At 48.9% G+C, this 22,407-nt stretch carries 17 protein-coding genes; 7 read left to right on the plus strand and 10 right to left on the minus strand.

The window, feature by feature from the left end; all coding sequences use genetic code 11:
• Positions 1-3 precede the first annotated feature (3 nt).
• The 4 genes from HMPREF0860_RS09585 to HMPREF0860_RS09600 form a co-directional block, all read right to left on the minus strand.
• The gene (locus HMPREF0860_RS09585; protein WP_021330140.1) at positions 4-1,926 is read right to left on the minus strand and encodes a leucine-rich repeat domain-containing protein; all 1,923 of its coding nucleotides are present in this window, start codon (positions 1,924-1,926) and stop codon (positions 4-6) included.
• A gap of 110 nt (positions 1,927-2,036) precedes the next feature.
• Positions 2,037-3,299 (minus strand): zinc-binding dehydrogenase, encoded by a 1,263-nt coding sequence (locus tag HMPREF0860_RS09590; RefSeq protein ID WP_021330111.1) that lies wholly within the window; start codon positions 3,297-3,299, stop codon positions 2,037-2,039.
• A 12-nt stretch (positions 3,300-3,311) separates the two neighbouring features.
• Positions 3,312-4,649 (minus strand): sn-glycerol-1-phosphate dehydrogenase, encoded by a 1,338-nt coding sequence (locus HMPREF0860_RS09595; RefSeq protein ID WP_021330144.1) that lies wholly within the window; start codon positions 4,647-4,649, stop codon positions 3,312-3,314.
• Between the two features lie 83 nt (positions 4,650-4,732).
• Positions 4,733-6,043: a sn-glycerol-1-phosphate dehydrogenase gene (locus tag HMPREF0860_RS09600; RefSeq protein WP_021330114.1), complete on the minus strand. Its 1,311-nt coding sequence runs from the start codon at positions 6,041-6,043 to the stop codon at positions 4,733-4,735.
• 219 nt (positions 6,044-6,262) lie between these two features.
• On the opposite strand from HMPREF0860_RS09600, the gene HMPREF0860_RS09605 reads away from it, so the two are divergent.
• The 6 genes from HMPREF0860_RS09605 to HMPREF0860_RS09630 all read left to right on the plus strand — a co-directional run bounded on the left by HMPREF0860_RS09605 (position 6,263) and on the right by HMPREF0860_RS09630 (position 12,529).
• The gene (locus HMPREF0860_RS09605) at positions 6,263-7,051 is read left to right on the plus strand and encodes a DeoR/GlpR family DNA-binding transcription regulator (RefSeq protein WP_021330121.1); all 789 of its coding nucleotides are present in this window, start codon (positions 6,263-6,265) and stop codon (positions 7,049-7,051) included.
• 270 nt (positions 7,052-7,321) lie between these two features.
• Positions 7,322-8,578 (plus strand): extracellular solute-binding protein, encoded by a 1,257-nt coding sequence (locus HMPREF0860_RS09610; RefSeq protein ID WP_021330132.1) that lies wholly within the window; start codon positions 7,322-7,324, stop codon positions 8,576-8,578.
• A 29-nt stretch (positions 8,579-8,607) separates the two neighbouring features.
• Positions 8,608-9,855, plus strand: coding sequence for an extracellular solute-binding protein (locus HMPREF0860_RS09615; protein ID WP_021330129.1), 1,248 nt, complete (start codon positions 8,608-8,610; stop codon positions 9,853-9,855).
• Positions 9,856-9,947: 92 nt separating this feature from the next.
• Entirely contained in the window at positions 9,948-10,775 is an 828-nt protein-coding gene (locus tag HMPREF0860_RS09620; protein WP_021330118.1) for a sugar phosphate isomerase/epimerase family protein, read from the plus strand.
• Between the two features lie 55 nt (positions 10,776-10,830).
• Complete coding sequence (locus HMPREF0860_RS09625) at positions 10,831-11,700, plus strand: carbohydrate ABC transporter permease (RefSeq protein WP_162147009.1); 870 nt, start codon at positions 10,831-10,833, stop codon at positions 11,698-11,700.
• Between the two features lie 169 nt (positions 11,701-11,869).
• Positions 11,870-12,529, plus strand: coding sequence for a carbohydrate ABC transporter permease (locus HMPREF0860_RS09630; protein WP_162147010.1), 660 nt, complete (start codon positions 11,870-11,872; stop codon positions 12,527-12,529).
• A gap of 172 nt (positions 12,530-12,701) precedes the next feature.
• Here the strand turns inward: HMPREF0860_RS09630 and leuB are convergent, their stop codons facing one another.
• From leuB to HMPREF0860_RS09655, 5 genes are all read right to left on the minus strand, one after another.
• Complete coding sequence (gene leuB / locus HMPREF0860_RS09635; protein ID WP_021495715.1) at positions 12,702-13,787, minus strand: 3-isopropylmalate dehydrogenase; 1,086 nt, start codon at positions 13,785-13,787, stop codon at positions 12,702-12,704.
• Between the two features lie 7 nt (positions 13,788-13,794).
• Positions 13,795-15,399 (minus strand): citramalate synthase, encoded by a 1,605-nt coding sequence (cimA, locus tag HMPREF0860_RS09640; RefSeq protein ID WP_021495714.1) that lies wholly within the window; start codon positions 15,397-15,399, stop codon positions 13,795-13,797.
• Between the two features lie 199 nt (positions 15,400-15,598).
• Entirely contained in the window at positions 15,599-16,942 is a 1,344-nt protein-coding gene (locus tag HMPREF0860_RS09645; protein ID WP_021330120.1) for a tetratricopeptide repeat protein, read from the minus strand.
• 3 nt (positions 16,943-16,945) lie between these two features.
• Positions 16,946-18,133: a pyridoxal phosphate-dependent aminotransferase gene (locus HMPREF0860_RS09650; protein WP_021330124.1), complete on the minus strand. Its 1,188-nt coding sequence runs from the start codon at positions 18,131-18,133 to the stop codon at positions 16,946-16,948.
• The gene (locus tag HMPREF0860_RS09655; protein ID WP_021330123.1) at positions 18,133-18,627 is read right to left on the minus strand and encodes an Lrp/AsnC family transcriptional regulator; all 495 of its coding nucleotides are present in this window, start codon (positions 18,625-18,627) and stop codon (positions 18,133-18,135) included. The genes HMPREF0860_RS09650 and HMPREF0860_RS09655 overlap by 1 nt, the downstream gene beginning before the upstream one ends.
• A 222-nt stretch (positions 18,628-18,849) precedes the next feature.
• Between HMPREF0860_RS09655 and HMPREF0860_RS09660 the strand changes: the two genes are divergently transcribed.
• Positions 18,850-20,958 carry a methyl-accepting chemotaxis protein gene (locus HMPREF0860_RS09660; RefSeq protein WP_021330117.1) on the plus strand — a complete coding sequence of 703 codons (2,109 nt, stop codon included), beginning with the start codon at positions 18,850-18,852 and terminating at the stop codon, positions 20,956-20,958.
• Positions 20,959-21,049: 91 nt separating this feature from the next.
• Here HMPREF0860_RS09660 and HMPREF0860_RS09665 read toward each other — a convergent pair whose 3' ends face one another.
• Entirely contained in the window at positions 21,050-22,198 is a 1,149-nt protein-coding gene (locus HMPREF0860_RS09665; protein WP_038080874.1) for a pyridoxal phosphate-dependent aminotransferase, read from the minus strand.
• Positions 22,199-22,407 lie beyond the last annotated feature (209 nt).

Consider the following 22,407-nt stretch of genomic DNA (forward strand, 5'->3'; position numbering starts at 1 on the left):
ACCTTATGCCGAATAATCGTCCTGCAGCATTATTTTGATGAGCTTCGTTTCGGGATTCCCCGCGCGCTCGTTCGTGCATTCGATTTGATCCCGCTCAAGACTGATTCCCGCAAGCGATGCAAAGCGCTTCGCATCTTCGGAAAGCAGTGACATCTTCGAAGCGCTGCACGCGTATACCGTGTTGCGCTCGGCGATAAAGCCCGTAAACAGATGCGCGAACTCATCGTCGCCGAAGGGAAGGCCGTAATACATAAAAATCTTCGAATACTTGTGAATCGCCGCAATTCTCCGGCAGCAGTTTTTAAGCGCTTTCGAAAAATGCCCGCCGCCGGAAGCGTCCAGCACCAGCCCCTCGGCAAACACGTACAGACTGTCGTTCCAATCGCTTTTACCGCCCGCATTCGCAAGGCTGACGCATTCGTATTTTTTTGCCGCGCCGGCAATGCGTTTCAAAAGCGAATCGCCCGAAGGAACAGAGTCGTGTTCCTGCGCGCTCGCCGAAACCGTTATATCAGTCGGCGTATTTTGCCGCAGGATATCGCTTTCCGTGACCAGCATATTGAGCTCGTCCTGCGAAATAGGCTTAAATCCGTCGTCCGCCGTCTGCACGTTTTCCGATTTTACTTCGGAAGCTTTTTTAAAAATCTCATCGACACTTGCTTGATTGATATTCGGCATCGTCTTTTTCTCCATTATATCGCTTGATTCTCTATTATTAAATTTACAGATTTCGATTTCATCCGGTATCGCTTCGCCGTCAAAATTAATAATTTCATATTCTCGTTTTTCGCCGCCGCTTTCCGCATCCGGCTCCGCAGCATCCTGCGCTTCCGCTTCGATCGCATCCGGCGCACAGACTGCTTCTTCGGACGTTTCATGCCGCTTTTTTTCAGCGGACTCCTCCGATTCGACTTTATCGAGCGGGGCACGGACATCTCCCTCAAATATAGCGTCCGGCCGATTTTCCGCAGTATCGGAATTATCGTTTTTTTTCGATAATGTTGCAACAGGTTCTTTTGCATCGGAGACGGCGCCTTTTTCCGCGTCGAAATCCGAATCATCGGCATCGGTTTCAACGGCTGCATCGTCCCCCTGCCCTTCGACAAGATCGGAAGCCGCGTCGGTTGTATCGCCGGTTTTTTCGCCGCCGCACGCTTCGCCTTCACGTTCGTTTTCACGCAATTCCGCTTCGTTGGCCGCTTTGCGTGCATCCGCTTCGTACCGATCGATTTCGGAAAGGTCTTCCTTTTCAAGCTCGTCGGAAGGCGTTTCATCTTCATCGGTTTTAATCAATTTTACCGCCGTCTTTTCAAAATCGCAGGGACGTAGAACAATAACCGAAGTACCGTCCTTTTCGCGGCGATACAAGCACCCGTCCTTTTCATCGACGTAAAAAACATCGTTATCTTCCGAAATGCGGATATGGCGGAGCGACGAACATCCGGCGAAAGCACCCGCTTCGAGCGTTTTGAGCGAAGAAGGCAATACAACGGCAGCGAGTTTCGTACAGTCTGCAGCAGCACCGCTTTTAATCCGCTCCACCGTATCGGGAATGACGAGCGATGCGAGCGACGTGCAATATGAAAAGACGTCTTCCGAAAGCTCCGTGAGGCCGGCGCGGAACGGAATCGATTTTAACGACGAGCAGCCGGAAAACGCAGCTCTGCCGATCGAATCGATTTCGGGAGGCATAACAATTTTTTCAAGAGAAGAACAGCCTTCAAAGAGCCGGTCGGGAAGAGAGCGAAGAGAAGTCGAAAGCTTTATCCGTTTGAGCGAAGCGCAGCCGGAAAAAAGAGAGGCTGGTATGTCCGTAACGGAATCGGGAATATCGACGGATTCGGCGCCTTCGTCGGGAACAAACGAAACAACTGCAGTACGGTCATCCGAAAGCAACAATCCGCTTCTGTGAAAACCAGTGCGCATACTATCGATATAATAACCCGAATACCGGATCTTGTAAATTATGTGATCGGACAGAAGGAATCCGTACCGTTATCGCCGAAATTGTTTTCTACGGCTACCGCTAAAATCGCTTATCGTTCATCGCACCAATTCGCAAGCAAATACTTTTCCGCCTCCGCATTCCACAGCCCTCTGTGGGCGTCTACGATGTCGGCAAGCTGTCCGAAACGGGAATCGCTCTCTCCGAGAGAACGGAAATCATCAATCGCCGTGAGAGGAAGATCGAGGTGCGTATAAATCAGTTTTTTTCCGCCCGGTATTTTCGGAAGTTCAAGCGTTGTCTTTGCGACGCTTTCAAGACCGCCTATATGTGTAACCATCACCGCAGGTTCGAGCGTCCCTTCTTCCGTCATGCGAAGCGATTCTATCATATCGCTTACATTGCCGCCGCTCGTCCCGATAACGTGCGTTGCATTATAATGAACGTCATAAAAATTTATATCGGCATGAAATTGTTTGTCGGTCGGGCCCGCGAAAAAATTCAAACAACCGTCGCGTCCCAAAACGGCGGAACCGAGCGACAGTACGGAAGCTACGGGAACAAAACAAAACACATCATCGAAGCCTTCAGGCGCGTACCGTCTAAGCTGCCCTGCAGGATCCGGGCTGTCGTTTGTATTGATTATTTCGACTTGCACACCAAGTTTTTTCATTTCGGATTCGGGGAAAATTTTCTTTGCGCGCGCTATGCGTTTTTCATCGATATCGGTAAGCACAATAAGCGACGGCCGTCTGTCGCAGTGGACGGCATACATCAATGCGCCGAGTCCCATGGGGCCTGCTGCAGCAAGCAGCGCGAGCTTTCCGCCTTTTTTGATTCCCATTTCGTGGGCGTATACTCCCATCTGCGTATGAAAGCTCGCGTGAAAAGCGCCTATACAGCACGACATCGGTTCCGCAAGAGACGCTTCAAAATATGCGTCGCCGTTATATTCGAGCAGACAGTCAAGGTCCATGACTTCGTGCGGCAAAATACAGTACGTCGCATCGCCCCCGCAAAATTCATAGGAATATCCCGGCGACCACATTTCACCCTTGTAGTTGAGCGCCGGCTGGATCGTAAACTTCATACCGGGTTTAAAGCGAGATGTATACTTTGAGCCGACTTCTATGATATCGCCCGCAAACTCATGCCCGATTATTGCCGGATGATCCGCGATGTCGGGATGAACGCGCTTGTGTTTCGTTCCGAGTACCGCGCACTTATAGCTGGACATGCATATACTGTCGGAAACCACTTTTACGAGGATTTCATCGTCTTTAATGGGAGGGAGTTCAAACGTATCAAGACGTAAATCATTTGCACCGTGTATGCGCACCGCTTTTGCCAGCATTTTAAAACCTCTTTATATATCAAAATAATTTTCCGAAACCTTCTGCAGTATGTCGTCAAGTTCGCCGATATCCCAAAGCAGGCGCGTTCCGACGTATTTGTCGCGGATATCTTTCGTACATTTTACAAGCGTCGGAATATCGTGCGGTGCGACACCGAGTTCCGTAAGACGCAGGGGCATGCCGAGCGCTTTCATAGTATCTTCGATTTTCTGCGAAGGCGGAAGCATCTCTTTCATCACACTGCGCAATTCGGGCCACTTTTCGGCAATCTTTTTTATGCGTACTTTGTGCGAGGCTTTATCGTATTTGCGCTCTTTCGCTTCGAGCGCGATCATCGACTCGGCGGATTTTCCGACAAAGGCGCGCAGCGTTTTGCTCCATTCATCGTAATCGAAGGCGGCGGCATACCCCTCGGCTTTTGCAATATCTATCGCATCGATCTTTTCGATTTCCTCATATAATTTCAGCGTATACAGCGTCCCGATGCCCGCTTGAATACCGTGTAAATCCGCAGGGGTTCCGAAGACGAGATGCCGCATATCGATGATATGTGAAATATAGTGTTCCATGCCGCTCGCAGGCCTCGTAACGCCCGCATACGCCATCGCGCAGCCGGCAAGCAGGAGTCCGTCGGTCAATGTCCGTACCGCCTCTTCGTCCCCCGACAATAAACGAGGGGCGGCATCGAATACCTGTTGCAGCGCGCTTTGCAGAAGAGATGCAATTTTTTCGCAATAGTATTCGCCGGTGATGATATGCGAAATCTTCCATTCCGTTACGCTGATGTACTTGGCAAGCATATCGCCGAATCCCGCCAAAATCATGCGCCGAGGAGCGCGTGCCAAAACGTCGATATCCGCAACGACGGAGTGCACCGTAGCGGACGGAAGCGATACTTTGAGCGACTGCACGTCCATCGATGAAGTCGGAGAAACCATGCCGTCCATACTCGGCGCCGTCAAAACGAGGATATACGGACGACCGCTCACGCGCGATACGAGCTTTGAAACGTCGTTGATGACTCCGCTCCCGACGGCGACGATACAATCGCAGGACGGATCCCAAAACATCATAACGCGCCCGAACGTTTCCTCCGTCGGCGCAAGCGGCTCGGTCGTTTCATATACATAGGATGAAAACGGTATGCCGGCATTTTTCAAAATATCCGAAACCGTATCGCCCGCCGCTTTTTTCGTATTTCCGTCCATTATAAGAAACGGCTTTTCGGCGCCGGCTTCACAAAGCAATGACGGAAGCGATGCAAGCGCACCTTTTTCGATTATTAATTTTTTTACGCCGCATACGTGTTTTTTCCCGCAGCCGCACGATCCGCCGTTATTTAATTCCATATCGCCGTATCCTTTGCAAAAAATATCAGGACGCTGTGCCGGACGGCAAGCTCATCTTAAAAACAGCACGCTGCGGCAGCATATTAGGCTTTGTTCCATGTGCTGAAATAGGTGCCTGAAGGATCGATAATGCGCTCGATCATCGCATCAAACAGTCCCGTTTCGTACAGCAAATCGACAACAGTATATCGGTTCCGCATCATCTGAGCAACGCGCATACCGTACCGATGATTTTCGCTCGACAGGCAAATATCACTCGGTTCGGTCGGACAGCCGGCCGTTTGAAACATCTCTTTCAGCTTTGCAAACGGGATAATCTGCCCTTCGATTTTTTGCCGCAGCTCAGCCCACTTTGCCGCGATCGCAGATTGCCGCGCGGCGAGCGCATCCCCTTCCAAAAACTTTTTCCGGCATATTTCGATTTGTCTGTCCCGCACCGACGGCTCTCGGACAAAATGCGCGATCGATTTTTGCCGCTCTTCCCACGTTTCGGGTGTATACGATGCGGCCGCTTTTTCCACATCGCTTTTCGATAATTTTAATAATTCTTCCATAATTGCGGTAGTCGTCAGCGTACCGATCGCAACTTTAAAACCGTGAGAAGCTTCTTTACCGCCGACGGTACAAGAGCCGCGCATTTCCCATACGTGGCTCATAAGATGCTCGGCGCCGCTTGCCGGACGGGAATCGAAATACTCCTGCATCGCAAAACCGGTTTGAATGAGCCCTGTAAAAACAGCCGCGGCGGCGGCGGGATCCCGAGCGCGAAGTTTTGCAGGTTCGGAAATCGCGGCTTTAAGCGAGGGCTGTACCATATCCCACACGCTTTCAACTATTTTTTCAATGCCGAGCGCATCTGCAATAAGCCAATCCGCGCCCGCAGGGACTTTCGCCGCCAAATCGCCGTAACCTGCTGCGATCATATCGATCGGCGCGTTCGACAAAATATCCGTATCCGCGACAACGAGAACGGGAGCGGGACATGGAAGCGTCATCTTTAATCCGCGGTCGGTAATGGCCGCACCGTTGCTCGTAAAGCCGTCTACCGACGGTGCGGTTGCGATGCACATATACGGCCGCTCGCCTGCAACATAGGATGCCCGCTTGCACAGATCGTTGATCGTGCCGCTTCCGAGCGCAACGGCGACGGCGTCGGGCTTTTCTTCGAGCGCCCTCTGCACAGCCGAAACGTGCTCATCGTCCGCATATATCGTTTTTGCATCGAAACAATGACTGCTGCATTCGTCAAACTGGGAAACGACGATATCTTCGGCAAGAGCTTGCGTGTTCGTATCTTCTATAATTAAGGGCTTCTTACCCGGAAATTTTTTATGGAACGCTTCGGCTGCTTCCCTCACCGCGCCGCTTTTCATCAGCAGTTCGCTGCGTATCATATATACCTCTCCCTAAAAAGGCACTGATTAATCCCTATATAAAACGCTCACCGTCGGATATTATATAAATTGAAGTTTTTTTTGTCAAACAAATTAAAACAGATTTTTTATAAAAAATTACAAAACAACGAATATTATTAACACTAATTCACTTTTTTTATACTTTATGCTATAATAATCGACGATATATTTTCACAATAAATGAAATTCAGGGGAAAAATGAACAAAACCGGAAAAGAGCAATCGACACCCAAAAGACGCGATGCGGTTTATCAATTGCTGCAGCAATGTAAAATCGCATCGGCAAAAGAGATAAGCAAAAAATTACACGTGTCGGAAATGACTATCAGACGCGACTTTGAATATTTGGAAAACAAAGGATTGGTAGAGCGAACTCACGGCGGTACAATCATTTCAAACAGATACAATACCGCCCTGCTTTTTTCACAAAAGAATATGCTGCATATCGAAGCAAAGCAAGCTATCGCACGAAGCGCAGCCGCATACATTCAACCATACGATACGATTTTTTTAAACAGCGGAACAACAACGATGCGCATATTTCCGTTTATCACTGCAGAACACGTAAAAATCATTACAAATAATCCATGTATTCCCCTCGACGAAATATCCGAAAATATCGAAGTTATTTCTACCGGCGGCATATACAACACCGAATCGCTTACATTGGTAGGAGGAATCGCAAATACAAGCGTCGGCAACGTGTGGGCGACAAAATCCTTTATCGGAATAGACGGTATCGACGTCAACTGCGGTCTTACGACGCCGGTCGAGCAGGAAAGTTATATCAATCGATTGATGATCGAACACACTCGGGGAAACATTATCATAGTTGCAGACAGCAGCAAAATCGGTAAAATTTCCCGGTTCCGTGTCGCTCCGATAACAAGCATACATATTTTGATTACCGATACCGATATATCGAATACGGACGTTGAAAAATTCACAAATGCGGGAATTCAAGTAATCAAAGCGTCTTTTCTTTGACATAACGCAATTACGCTGTAACGCTTTCATAGTTATTATTAAAAGTAAATTATTGTTAAAGAAACCCATAATTTTGTGAAATTATATAAAAAATCTGTTCGAATTTTCTTGACAGGTGATTTTTCTGTGGTATAATTTTTACTGCAATTCCTTATAAGCTACTTTTATTCGTTTTTTCCTTAATTAGGAGGATGTTCGTACGTAGTTTGTTTTTGTCCGAAAATTACGAATTTCTTTGCAATATATTTTACGATTTTCCAGGAGGCAATTATGAAAAAATCGGTGCTTTTAGGATGCATGTTTTTCGTATTTTCCGCTGCATTATTTGCACTGGGCGAATCGGACGTTTCGAAACAAGACAGCGGCCCGGTTAAGCTGACATTGTGGCATCGCTGGTCGGGCGCAAACAGCGACTATCTTGCACAAGTCGTCCGAGCGTTCGAGGCAAAAAATAAAAACATTAAAATCGATATTATCGCAAAGCCCGGCGAATATATGCAGCTTTTGCAATCCATGGTTGCGGATATAGCGGCCGGAAATCAGCCGCCCGATTTATTTATCGGAGGATATAATCTCCTCGACTATATCGCAACGGAATTACAGCCGACGGAATTGAAAAATTTGGCTCCGAACGAAGCGGCTCTTTCGGAACTGCGATCGCGATTCGATAAACCCATATACGATATTACGAATATCAATGGAAAACAAATCGGTCTGCCGTTCGCGCTTTCAAATATCGTCTTGTACGTAAACATGGATATTTTTAAAGCGGCGGGATTAAGCGAACGCGACATCCCCGCAACATGGGATGAAGTTATACGTGTCGGAAAAATTATCAAAGCAAAAACTGATAAAATGCCGATCGCCATCCAGCTTCCCGATACATGGGCGGACTGCAGCCTCATCTATTCTGCGGGAGGACGGATCAAATCTGCAGACAACAAACGCATCGACTTAACAAATACGGGGGCAATACAAGCGCTCACGATGTGGCAAACTCTTTACCAAGAGGGTCTTTCTCCTGTCGAAACGGACGCGGAAAGCGAATCCGGCTTTGCTGCGGGCAACCTTGCGATGCGTCCGACAACGATCATGAAAATCAACGGATATCTTTCACAGGCAAATTTCGATCTTCGTACGGCAAAAATGCCGAGCTTTGCGGGAAAAACAAATAAACTCGCAGCCGGAGGCGCGGCCGTCATCACGTTTGCGAAAGATAAAACAAAAAAAGATGCGGTATGGCAATTTATGAATTTCGTCGCATCAAAAGAAGGAATGGATATCTTTACGAAGACGGGGTACCTCTGCGTTACCAAAGACGTCGTCGCAAAGACAAAATATCAGGAAGTCGCTTACGAGCAAGAACCGCTTGCAATGATATGGCCGAACTGGCCGGGCGGGGCTGCAGGAATGGAAATCGAACGGCTGTATCTTAACGCCCGCAACAAGATCGTGCTTCAAAATGCACCGGTTGAATCGACGCTGAAAGCGTTGGAAACGGAATGCAATAAACTCTTGGCAAGGTAGATACGATTATATTTTTAAGGAGTTGTTATATGAGAAAATTATTAAATGTACTGATATGTTTATCAGTATTATCTGCAGCCGTGTTCGCAACCGGCAATCCGGATGCCGCCGCAAACGGCAACACGATTCAGCTGACGCTGTGGCACAGATGGTCGGGAGGGCACAGCGACAGGCTCAATGAGGTCGTAAAAGCGTTCGAAGAAAAAAATCCCGACATCAAAATAACCGTCGTTGCAAAGCCCGGCGAATATATGCCGCTCTTGCAGTCACTGGTAGCAAATCTTGCCGCAGGAAATCAACCGCCCGATATGTTTGTCGGAGGATACAACTTACTCAACTATATAACGACGGAATTGCAGCCTGTAGAATTAAAAGACTTGGCGCCGAGCGCTGCGGCTCTCGCTGAAGTCGAATCTCGGTTTAATAAATCAATCTATAACACGACCAACGTTAACGGAAAACATGTCGGCATGCCTTTTGCCCTGTCAAATATAGTCATGTTCGTGAACATGGATATATTTAAAGCCGCAGGATTGACCGAAGCGGATATTCCGACAACATGGGATGAAGTAATGCGAGTCGGAAAAATCATAAAATCGAAAACGAAAAAATATCCGATCGCAATTCAAATGCCCGATACATGGCCGGACTTCAATCTCATCTATAGCGCCGGCGGCACTATCAAAACGCGTGACGATAAAAAAGTCAATTTCACCAATGCCGGCGCTATAGAAGCGCTGACGATGTGGCAAAACTTATACAAAGAAGGTCTTGTTCCGATAGAAACGGATGCGGAATTCGAATCCGACTTTGCGGCCGGCAATATCGCCATGCGTCCTACATCCTGCATGAAAGGTGCTGGATACGCCGCTCAAGCAAATTTCGATTTGCGATGTGTAAAATTTCCTTCCTTTACGGGGAAGTCGAATAAACTCGCAGCCGGAGGCGCGGCAATCATTTCCTTTACAAAAGATAAAACGAAAAGAAATGCCGTATGGAAATTTCTTGACTTCGCGGTATCGAAAGAAAGCATGAACATATTTACGAAAACGGGATATCTTTCCGTTACAAATGCCGATGTTAAAAAAACTCCGCTGCAGGCTGCAGCGTACGAACAAGCGTCAAATATGATCATGTGGCCGAACTGGCCGGGCGGCGCCACAGGGATGGAAATCGAACGTTTATACTACAATACGAGGAATACCATTATTCTGGAAGGTGCACCCGTTGCACCCTCATTAAAAAAACTCGAAGAAGATTGCAATAAATTATTATAGAGCAAAACAATAAAAAGAGCTGTATGCCGTTTTATCGGCACAGCTCTTTTTGTCTATAAAAAAAGAAACCTTAGACACCGAGGAAACTATTTATGGGTAATAATTTTTACCGTGACAAAAACGAATATGCCATTTCTACATATCTGTTTGAAAACTGGGATCTGGAAAGCGCTCTGCATTCGGTTGCAGCGCACGGTTTTAATTCCGTAGAATTGTGGGCAGACGAATCGCACCATGTCGATCCGCGCAGTTTAGCCGATGAACATAAAGTCCGCGCTTTATTAAAAGAATACAATATCCGCGTACATTCCATTCATACTCCGTTCCGAAAGTTCAGACCTTTCGACAGCATCGAAGAAGCAAGAGCGCATAGAATAAACGTAAAAAAAGCCTCTATCGATTTTTGCGGCCGATTTGAAATTCCTATCGCCGTCATCCATGCCTGCGACCGAAAGGAATACAATGCCTCAAAAGCCGATATCCCTTATCTGCATGATGCATTAACGGAACTTGCGGATTATGCGCATAAGCAGGGCGTAAAACTTGCCCTCGAAAATATTCCGAGCGGTAAAAACAAAGATGACGAAGTGCTCTGCACATTGATAAATCAGCATGCGTTATTCGGCGATATCAAGAATTTATATTTTTGTCTCGATATCGGGCATGTTACAATTACGAGCAACGATATGCAAAAAGAAATCGAAACGGTAGAGCCGGAACGCCTCATCACATTCCATATACATAACAATGACGGAAAGAGCGACAGTCACAGGCTTCCCGACGACGGTATAATCGATTGGCCGAAATGGCACGATATGATACGCAATAGAGGTTTCAAAGATCAATTTGTTTTTGAAATTTGTGAATACGGAAATCCGTTTGCAAAGATGGATGCCATCAGCGCTTTATTCAAAGAGTAAAATTCGTATGACAAAACAAAAAAAATCAAAGACTGCAATGCGGCAACAAATAAAAATGAATATATATTTTTTGTTGTATGTTCTTCCCGCTCTCTTTGTATTTCTCTTATTTAAATGGTGGCCGATCATCTACAGTTTTTTCCTCAGTTTTGAAAAATGGAATTTTATCGGCGCAAAACATTTTGTCGGCCTCAACAATTACGCACGTATGTTTACGCATCAAAGTTTTGCAAAAGCATTCGGCAATACCTTTGTCTACATCGCGGAAATGTTTCCGTTTTTTGTAATATTCCCGCTGCTGTTTGCGCTGTTTCTCACTTATATTAAAAATAAAAAACTGCAATCGACGTTTCGCGCCATGCTTTTTATTCCGACCGTTTTAGCGTTTTCCATCGTATGTCTCGTGTGGATGTGGATGTATAATCCGACTTTCGGCGTATTTAACAATATTTTAGCGCAATGCGGAATTCCGAAAATAAGCTGGCTTACGGACACTCGCTTTGTGATACCGTCTATAGTGACGGTCACCGGCTGGAAGATACTCGGTTCCAATTTGATTTTGTACGCGGCGGGCTTGATGATGATAAGCGATGAATACATTGAAGCCGCAACGATAGACGGCGCATCGCAGTGGACAATCTTTTGGAAAATCAAATGGCCGCTTCTCGGTTCGACGACGATTTACAATATCATCACCGCCATCAATTATTCTACCGACAAAGCCTTTATCCCGATTAATATATTGACTCAAGGCGGACCGAATGAAGCATCGACCAATTTGGCGCACATGATTTACGTATTCGGTTTTAACTTTTTCAATATCGGCCTCGCTTCGGCAGCTGCCATATTCACTTCGATTCTCTTTTTAATTATCACCGGTCTTATGATGAAATATGCGGGAGGATTCGGATATTATGAAAACTGAACATAAAAAATTAACGGTCGGGCACATTGGCTTAATCATATTTATGGTGTTTCTTGTAATCTGCAATATCTTTCCCATATTGTGGATGTTCAGTTCCGCATTTAAATTACCGAATGAATTGTTTACAAATGAAATTCATATTATTCCGAGATATCCGACATTAAATAATATGAAGACGGTTTTCTTCGAATATGATTTTTTTGAATGGCTGCACAATACCCTTGTTTCAACCGCATGGATAGGCGTCGGACAGATCGCCGTCTCCGTACTCGCTGCATTCGGTCTTATCTATTACAAAACGAAATTCAATAAAGCGGTATTCCTAATTTTAATAACGACGATGGTCATTCCTTTCCAAGTAACGATGATACCTAACTATATCATCATAAGCAAATTCCGCTTATTAAATACGATGACGGCCGTGGTAGTTCCCGCACTCGCATCTGCCGCCGCGTTTTTCTTTATCTATCAGCATTTTCGCGGCGTCCCCGTCGCATTTTATGAAGCGGCGAAAGTAGAAGGCGCAAATTCATTTTGGATTTTTTCCAGGGTTGTCATCCCCCTCTGCAAAAGTTCGATTTCATCGATGTTCATATTGTGCTGCATTGACGGCTGGAATCAATATTTTTGGCCATTGCTCGTTTTAACGTCATCAAAAAAACAAACCCTCGCCATAGGTTTGCAGCAATTTCTCGATTTTGAAATGGGAAACAACTGGGGGCCTTTTATGGCGACGGCGACATTGGCATCGCTGCCGATCATCATCATTTACCTATTCATGCAGAGAAATATTATAGACGCATTTATGTCGTCGGGATTGAAAGGATAAGGTACTGCCGAAGCTGAAGTTTTCGGAAGTACCCGGGTATTTTATTCGTGTGGAGGATTCAATCCCCTGACGCTCTGCGTCGGGGTTGTTGATTGCGGAACGATCTCTCGATAAAAAATTGTTCCGCAAATTTTCCCCGCCCGTCTATCTTTATCTTTGAACCGTTCGTGCCTTATCCCGCAATACGCTCGGCTACGAGCTCGCCCATCTTTTTCGTGCCGGCAAGTTTTCCCGCAGCTTTTACCGCCGAAATATCTCCCGCGATGTCTCCGGTGCGCCAGCCTTCGTCGAGCACGCTTTCGACGGCAGTCTCGATCGCGCGCGCTTCGGTTTCCGCGTGAAAGCTGTAGCGCAAAAGCATCGCTGCGGACAAAATAGTTGCAAGCGGGTTCGCCGCATCTTTACCCGCGATGTCGGGCGCGGATCCGTGAATCGGTTCGTAGAGTCCCGGCCCGCTTCCGTCGCCGAGTGACGCGGATGCGAGCATACCGATGGAACCGGTGATTTGGCTCGCTTCATCGCTCAAAATATCGCCGAACATATTGCTCGTCGCGATGACGTCGAACTGCTTCGGGTTTCGCACGAGCTGCATCGCCGCGTTGTCGATATACATATAGCCGAGCGAAACGTCGGGATAATCGCCTTTGACGCTTTCCGTAACTTTGCGCCACAGTCGGCTCGTGTTGAGGATATTCGCTTTATCGACGACCGTGAGCACTTTCCGCCGCTTTTGCGCCGCTTCAAAGCCGAGCCGCACGATGCGCTCTATTTCATGCCACGAATACGTTTCCGTATCCCATGCGCTCTTTCCGTCCTCCGACGTACCCCGCTCGCCGAAATAGATGCCGCCGGTCAATTCGCGTACGATGAGGATGTCGATGCCGTCGCCGGAGTCTTTGAGCGGACAGGCTTCTTTGAGTTGTTTGAACATGACGGCGGGACGGAGGTTCGCGTATACTTTCATGCCGCCCCGTAAACCGAGGAGCGCTTTTTCGGGACGCATTTCAGGCGCGACGTTGTCCCACTTCGGCCCGCCGACGGCTCCGAGCAGCACCGCATCGGATGCGAGGCAGATATCGAGCTGGTCTTTCGGAAGCGGATTTTGCCGGCTGTCGATCGCTTCTCCTCCCGCAACGACATTTTTATATACAAACTCGTGTCCGTATTTTTTTGCGACGGCGTCAAGCACGCGCACCGCTTCCGCTACGACGTCCGGTCCGATTCCGTCGCCGGGAATAAGCGCAATCGTCTTTTTCATATTCACCTCATATCATTTTTCGAAAATGTTTTTCGATATCTTTTATCAATTTATATTCGAACGAATCGACGAGGGCAAGCCAAGAGGCTTCCATGATATCCGCCGAAACGCCGACCGTCGTCCACGAATCGCTTCCGTCGGTACTTTCGATGAGGACTCTCACGCGCGCTGCGGTCGCGGACTTCCCGTCGATGACGCGGACTTTAAAATCGGTGAGCCGGATCTTTTTTACGGCGGGATAAAATTTTTCGAGCGCGCGGCGGAGCGCGATATCGAGCGCGTTGACGGGGCCGTCGCCTTCGCCCGCACTCACCGCGATCTGTCCGTCGACTTCAACTTTAATCTGCGCGCACGCGTTGACTCCCTTTTCGGGCCTCGGATTGATGCCGCTCGTCTGATAATAATGCAGCGTAAAAAACGGCTGGTATTTTCCGATCGTTTTGCGCACGAGCAGTTCGAAACTTCCGTCGGCTCCTTCAAACTGGTAGCCTTCGAATTCGAGCTCTTTCATTTTTTTAATAATTTCCAAAACGACCGGATCGTCTTTTTGAATCGCCGGATCGAATTTTTTAATCTTTTCGAGGATCATGCTGCGCCCGGCAACTTCGCTCATGAGGAACACGCGGGAGTTTCCGACGCTTTCGGGGGCGATGTGTTCGTACGCGTCGGGATTTTTGATAACCGCATCGATGTGCATGCCCGCTTTGTGCGCAAACGCATTCGCGCCGACGTAGGGAAGCTGCGGATTCAGGGCGATATTCGCGATTTCGGCTACTCGCCGCGCGATCGGTGTAAGCGATTTCAGCTTTTCGTCCGGAAGACAGGTATAGCCCATCTTCAACTGCAAGTCGGCGATGATGGTCGCAAGGTTTGCGTTTCCCGTGCGTTCTCCGAAACCGAGAAGCGTTCCCTGCACGTGGCGGGCTCCCGCTTCGACCGCGACGAGCGAGTTCGCAACGGCAAGCCCCGAATCGTCGTGCGTGTGGATACCGACAAGGGCTTCGCGTCCGAAATGCGCACACACATCGGCAACCGCTTTTTTGCATTCGTCGATGAGGCAGCCGCCCGTCGTTTCGCAAAGCGTGAGTACACCGGCTCCCCCTTCGATCGCAGCTTTGAGCGTTTTCAGCGCATAGTCTCTATCGTACCGGTAGCCGGTAAAAAAATGTTCGGCATCGTAGATGACACGGCGGTTGTTTTTCGTTAAAAATGCGCACGTATCGCGGATCATCGAAAGGTTTTCTTCGAGCGTCGTTTTAATAATATCGACGACGTGGAATGTCCACGACTTCCCGAATATGACGACGTCTTCCGTCTCCGCCGCCAAAAGGCTTTGTACATTTACGTCTTCCGCGCACGAAATATCTTTTCTGCGCGTCGCGCCGAAAGCGCAGAGCTTTGCGTTTGCAAGCGGCGTTTTTTTTATCTCCTGAAAGAATTCCATGTCTTTCGGATTCGAGCCGGGGTTCCCCGCTTCGATATACGCGACACCGAGTTCGTCGAGCGCGTGCACGATGTGAATTTTATCCTGAACCGAAAGACTGATCCCTTCTCCCTGCGCGCCGTCGCGCAGCGTCGAATCGAGGATATCGACCCTAGTATTTGAACGCATATCGATAGTTATAATGGAAACGGCGGATAATGGGAAGTGCGGGATTGTCGTGTCGGAGATGCCCACGGCGCGTAAAGCCCCGAAAAAAATGCCGCAAAAAAACACGCAGGCCGCCGCTCGTATCGTTCGGGAAAGCAATCAAAAGCGCTGCAACAAGTAACAATGCCCCCGACCGCTAAAAAAGGTATCGATTTTCCGATCACATGAGTTTTTTCAGCATCGAAACGAGGCGGCCTTTTTCGATCAAGTCGATGGGACGGCCTTCGGAAAATTTGTGCGCACCTTCGGTAAACGCGCCCGCCGTGATGCAAAAGCCTTTGTCGCATTTCATGTCGCGGAGCTTTGCGTGAAAATCGCGCACATACAATTCGCCGATCGCTCCGGTGCTGCGATAAAATCGAAACATCTCCGAATCTTCCCAGCGCGGCGTATCGACGGTACAGAGGATTTCGACGAACTCCTGCGTCACCGTAGCGTCTTCGATCTTTACCGTCGCATCGGAATAATACGAAGCGACGAAACGGCGGCACAGAGCGACGAAATCGCCCGTCGGCGACATGAGATAGGTTTGCAAATTCGCGTTCGTATTGAGTTCCTGATAGCGCTGGATCAGGGCGGGCACGTCTTTATAGCCCGGCACCGTATCCTGTATCGTTTTGAGATGCGCGAGCGCCTTACCGATATTCTTTTGCGCGAGACACACATTCGCAAGCCGATAGCGCAGCGTCGTCTGCAGATCGAGGGGAACCTCTTCGAGCTTCAAACCGATTTCATAATCCTGCTCGGCAAGCTGATATTGATTTATATGTTCGTGAATCAAACCCGCCGAAAGACAGGACCGGGCGCCGTACTGCGGATCCGGGCGCAAGTGCATAAACACTTTGAGCGCTTTATCGCCGTAGCCCGTTTTGTCCATCGCCGTCGCGATCGCAAAAAGCGCGTCTTTGTCCGTCGGGTTTTCATCGAGCACGCGGCACAAAAAAGGAATGCTTTCACGATAGTGCTGCGATTTAAAATACGAAAGCCCGAGCGGTTCGTCCGTTTCCTCCGCTTCGGGGTTGATGGAGCGTGCTTTCCGCAGACACAGGATTGCTTTTTCGTATTCGTTTTTTTGATACATGAGCCGTCCGAGATAAAAGTTCGCATCGAAATTGTCGGGTTCGAATTTGCATGCGGACAAAAGTCCTCGTTCGGCGTCTTCGAATTTATTGCTGTGAAACGCCGAGATGCCCTGCCGGCAGGCGATTTTTCCCGCATCGATTTCGACATGCGTCGGTATCAAGTCGAAGAGGAGATTGTAAAGCGGGAACGCTTTATCCCAATTCCGCTCGTCGTAATACAGCTCTCCGAGCGTCAAGAGCGCCTGCACGTTGCGGGGATCGCGCGCGAGCTTTTTCGAGCATTCGCGGATGACGAGGCGTCTGCCTTTTTGTCTGCCTCCCGTTCCTTCTCCCCGTACCGCTGCGGAACGAAGCGCTACAATGAGAGAAGCGACGACGGCCGCAGAAACGATTACTATTAAAATCGATATCGCTGCATCCATGTGTTAACGATTCGTCTCCCGTTTTTTCCGAAGCTCCGTTACCAGTTCCGCGATTCGCGAAACGGCAATCTTTATTTTATTAATATCGGTCGCATAACAGCATCTGATAAATCCTTCGCCGCCCTTTCCGAAACAGGTTCCCGGCACGACCGCCACTTGATAATTTTCAATAAGCTGCGTCGCAAATTCTTCGCTCGTCAAACCCGTCGAACGGATATCGGGAAAAAGATAAAATGCCCCCTCGCCTTCCGTGCACGGAAGGGACATATCGCAAAACGCTTTATACATGAGGTTCCGCCGCTGCTCGTAGCTCCGGCGCATACGCTCTACTTCGTTCCATCCGTTTTTCAAGCCTTCAATCGCCGCATACTGGCTCATGATCGGAGCGCAGATCGTGGAATACTGGTGCAGCTTGCACACTTGTTTTGTCAATTCCGCATTTGCGGCGAGATAGCCGATGCGCCATCCCGTCATCGCAAAGGATTTCGAAAATCCGTTGATGATGACCGCGTAATCTTTCATGCCCGGAAAACTGCCGATCGAAACGTGCTTGCGTCCGTCGTATACGAGCTCTCCGTAAATTTCATCGCTGATACACCAGAGCTTGTGCGCTTTGACGACTTCCGCGATTTTTGCAAGTTCGTCGCTCGGGATCATACGCCCCGTCGGATTCGACGGAGAACACAGCATGAGCGCTTTCGTGTGTTCGGTAACCGCGCTTTCGATTTTTTCCGCCGTCGGAATGAATTCCGTTTCGCTCGTGTCCAAGTGAACGAGGGTTGCGCCGCACTGTTCGGAAAGCGGCTGATACGAAACGTAGCACGGCTCGCACACGATGATTTCATCGCCGGGATTCAAGACGGAACGGAGCACCGCGTCCACCGCTTCCGAGCCGCCGATCGTCGCGATGATTTCGTTTTTCGGACTGTAGTACATGCCGTAACGCGCAAGATAGCGCGCGATCTCTTCACGCAGTTCGAGAAGCCCCCAATTCGACGTATAGGACGTCTGCCCCTTTTCGAGATGATAAAACGCTTCTTCGCGGAGCTGCCACGGCGTCGGGAAATCGGGCTCGCCGACACCGAGAGAAATGATATCGTCGCGGCCGATTATCAAATCGAAAAATTTGCGGATGCCCGACGGAGGTGTTGCGAGAATTTTTTTGGAAAAGCGGTCGTCGCGCGTGTTCATCAGGCGGTTACTCCTTCACGGCCGTCGCGATCCTGTTCGACGTAGACGATATCGTTTTCTTTATATGTCTTTAAAATAAAATGCGTTTTCGTCGAGCGCACGCCTTCGATCGTCGAAAGTTTGCTCGCGACGAAGAGCGCGACTTCTTTCAGCGTATCACCTTCGATGATCACTTTGAGATCGTAGCCGCCGCTCATGAGGTAGAGCGACTTTACCTGCGGAAAGCGCCATATTCTGTCGGCGATCGCATCGAAGCCCCTCTCGCGCTCGGGCGTAACCTGTATTTCGATTTCGGCGTGTACGCGGTCTTTGAATTCGCCGTCTTTTTCAGGATTGATAATCGCCGCGTACTTCATGATGACGCCGCCGTCTTCGAGTTTTTTGATGACGGCACGCACTTCGTCTTCCGTCTTTCGCGTCATCGCGGAAATGTCTTCGACGGAAAGGCGCGCATTTTCACGCAGCAAATCGAGAATCTCTTCGGAAATATCCATACTACGGCTCCTTACACTATAGTATATCAGTATACCATATTTGAAAGAACCTTACAATTGAGCGGATCGAGAGCGAAAACGCGACTGACCGATAGACTAAATGCGGAAAAATACATATACTGATACAAACGTGTAAAAGAGTGTTTGACTTCTAAAGGAGTTCTTGCGAATGAGCAAAAAAATTACCGTTTCTCTTTCCTTTGAAAAATCGGAGGCAAGCGCATGACCGGTGCAACAGACAAAAAACGATTTTCGATCCGTAAAAAATTAATTATTATTTTCGGACTGCTGATAGCAGTCGTGTTGGTCGGGGAAAGCGTCTTTGCGATTCGTTCAACTCGCAAAGTCGTAACCGACCGCGTTCAAACGCATCTCACGGATAAAGCCGTCGACGTTGCGGAGATTATCGACGGGAGAATCAAAGCGTGGTTCCAATTCATTGAAGGTATTGCGCGGACGCCCCTGTTGCGCGATCCGTCGGTTCCCGTCTCGGACAAAATTAAAATACTGCAAGGGGAAGCCACGCGCAATTCCAAAATAATAGAATTGGATATAACGGACGTGAACGGGTATCGCCGTACCGCTTCGGGCAAAACGATTTTCGTCGCAGACAGAGAATGGTTTATACAGGCGCGGAACGGAAAGCCGTTTATCTCCGAGCCGTTCCTTTCCCGCTCGGATAACAAATTCGTTACCGTCTTCGCAGTGCCTCTCAGAGACGACAACAATGCCGTTTCCGGCGTACTTGCCTGTTCCATCGGAGGTGAGGCACTCTCCGATATCATAGACGATATAAAAGTCGGGGAAACGGGTAACTGCTATGTTTTAGGAACGACCGGCAATACAATCGCCGATGTAGATCGGGAATACGTACAATCACTATACAATGCCGTTGAAGCGGCAAAAACGGATCCGAGTCTTGCATCGTTTGCAGCACTTGAAAAGCTCGCTGTGGAATCGGAAACTCCCGGAATCGGCTATTATACGTACGACGGTACGAAAAAAATAGCCGGATACGCAAAGAGTAAATTAGCCGATTGGACGGTGGTCTTAAAAGCTCCGTACAACGAGTTTATGGGAACCGTCAACACGCTGAGTCTTACGATGGATTTTATCGGATTGACTGTTTTAATTTTGACTCTGGCGACTATATATTTTGTTGCACGAAAAATGGTGCAGCCCGTTCAAAACGTCGGTGCGGCATTAAAAAATATTGCACAGGGAGACGGCGATCTGACGGTGCGTTTGGAAATCACCGGCAACGATGAAGTGACGGAATTGTCGGTATACTTTAATCAAACGATCGAAAAAATCGGTTACACGATACAGTCGATCGGAGAAAATACCGGTACGATGAAATCGGTCGGCAACGAGCTTGCATCCAATATGACCGAAACCGCGGGCGCCGTCCAGGAAATAAGCGCAAATATCGACGGTGTAAAACAGCAGGCGCTGACGCAGGCGGCAAGCGTTACCGAAACGGCGGCTACCATCGAAGAGATTATCAGAACGATCAAACAGCTGAACAACAGCATCGAAGCGCAAGCGGCGAGCGTCGCGCAGTCTTCCGCCGCCATAGAAGAGATGGTCGCAAATATCGCTTCCATCGGACAGACGCTCGACCGAACCGGCGGCGTGATTAAAGATCTCACTTCGGCAACCGGAGAAGGAAAAGACACGCTCGTCAATTCAAACGGTATCACGCAGCAGATTACGGAAGAATCGGGCAGCCTCATGGAGGCTTCAAGCGTTATCCAGCACATCGCGAGCCAGACGAACCTCCTTGCGATGAACGCCGCGATCGAAGCGGCGCATGCGGGAGAAGCGGGAAAAGGCTTCGCCGTCGTCGCCGACGAAATCCGAAAGCTTGCGGAAGATTCGGCGGCTCAAGGCAAGACGATAACGGCGACGCTGAAATCGCTCGGCAACGAAATCGGAACACTCGCATCATCTTCCAAAATAGTCGAAGAAAAATTCAATATTATTTTTACGCTGTCCGAAGAAGTAAAATCGATGAGCGACCGCCTCACGGAAGCGATGCGCGAACAGGAAAACGGCAGCAAAGAAGTGCTCGCTGCGATCAAAGACATCAATTCGGTGACGACGGAAGTACAAGCCGGATCGGAAGAGATGCTCAAAGGCGGTGAGCAGGTCGCAGAGGAAATGCGTAAGCTTGACGATTTGACGCGCATCATCACCGACAGCATGAACGAAATGGCTTCAGGTGCGACGCAGATCAACAACGCCATACAGGACGTCAATTCGCTGACGCAAAAAAATAAAACAAGCATCGAAAGCCTTGCAGCCGAAGTCGGCAAGTTTAAAGTCTGACATCGGATGCACGATGATTCAAAGGGGCTGTCGAAAAAGTAACCGACTTTTGAGACAGCCCTTTTTATTTTAAGAATCGTTCGCCGTCGGTTTACAGCGTTTCGATCACATCGCAAAGAGCGCACATCTGGTCGGGGGTACCGATCGTCATGCGGAGAAAATCTTCTATACCTTTCGTTGCAAAGCGGCGGACGAGGATGCCGCGCTCTTTTATGCGGCGGTACGCATCTTTTCCCGAAAGCCCCGCTTTGCGCGCGAAGACGAAATTCGTTACGGAGGGGATGCAGTCCCAACCGTGTGCGACGAGGAACGCCGAAAATTTTTCCCGCTCGTCTGCGATCTTTTTTGCACATTCGGCATAGTACGCGTCGTTTTCGCATGCGGCGATACCGGCGATTTGAGAAGCGGCGTCTATCGGAAAATGATTGAGCGAATTTTTTACCGTCGTCACCGCCTGCACGAGTTCGGGAGACGCGACGATGTAGCCGAGCCGCATACCGGCTCCGCAAAAGCTTTTGCTGAACGTACGCACGACGACCAAATTGGGAAAGTCGGCAAGCAGCGGTATGCAGCTTTCACCGCCGAAATCGACATAAGCTTCGTCGACGACGAAAACCCGCTCAGGGTTTGTCTCTTCAAGCATGGCGCGCACTTCGTTCCGTAAAAGAGAACGCCCCGTCGGCGCGTTCGGATTTGCAAATATGATTCCCGAATCGTTGATTTTTTCGCGTTCTATCATAGTGCGCGTATCGAGCGTCCAATCGCTTTTAAGTTTGACAAAGTCGAGCGGAATATCGTAAAAGCCGCCGTATACCGGATAAAAGCTGTACGAAAATTCGGGAGTGACGAGTTTCGCATCGGAATCGAAAAACGCGTAAAACACAAACGAAAGCACTTCATCGCTCCCGTTGCCGGTGTAGATCATATCGGGCGTTACCGTAAACGGGATCATGTCCGCTTCCGACGGACGGCAGTGCTCACCTTCGGGAACGGTGCGAGCGAGCACACCGCCCGTTCTGTTGAGCATAGCGGCGATCGCCTCTCGCAGACGACGTGCATCGGGGTCGGGATAAAGCGCAAGTTTCTCCGGATGATTTTTAATAAAATCGATGAGGGCGGAGATGACGTGCGGACTCGGCGGATACGGGTTTTCGTTTGCGTTGAGTTTGATGTAGGCTTTGTCCGAAGGCTGTTCGCCGGGCACATAAGGATGCAGCTGCGCCATTCGTTTTGCATTCATAGTATCGGTATTGTAATCACAGGACGCAGGAAAAACAAGGGGACATTCGCGCGTTTTTACATGTGCCCGCATACGATTTCGGAGTTTTTTCAAAAAGATTTCGGTACGCCGGACAGCTGCCCGCAAATTATATCGCAAATCGCCTGTAAAAATTGTGAAAATATGTTATAATAATAATAAGATGTCGAGACATCCTACAAAAGTTTTCA

This window comes from Treponema socranskii subsp. socranskii VPI DR56BR1116 = ATCC 35536, from assembly GCF_000468115.1.
Taxonomy (GTDB): Bacteria; Spirochaetota; Spirochaetia; order Treponematales; family Treponemataceae; genus Treponema_D; species Treponema_D socranskii.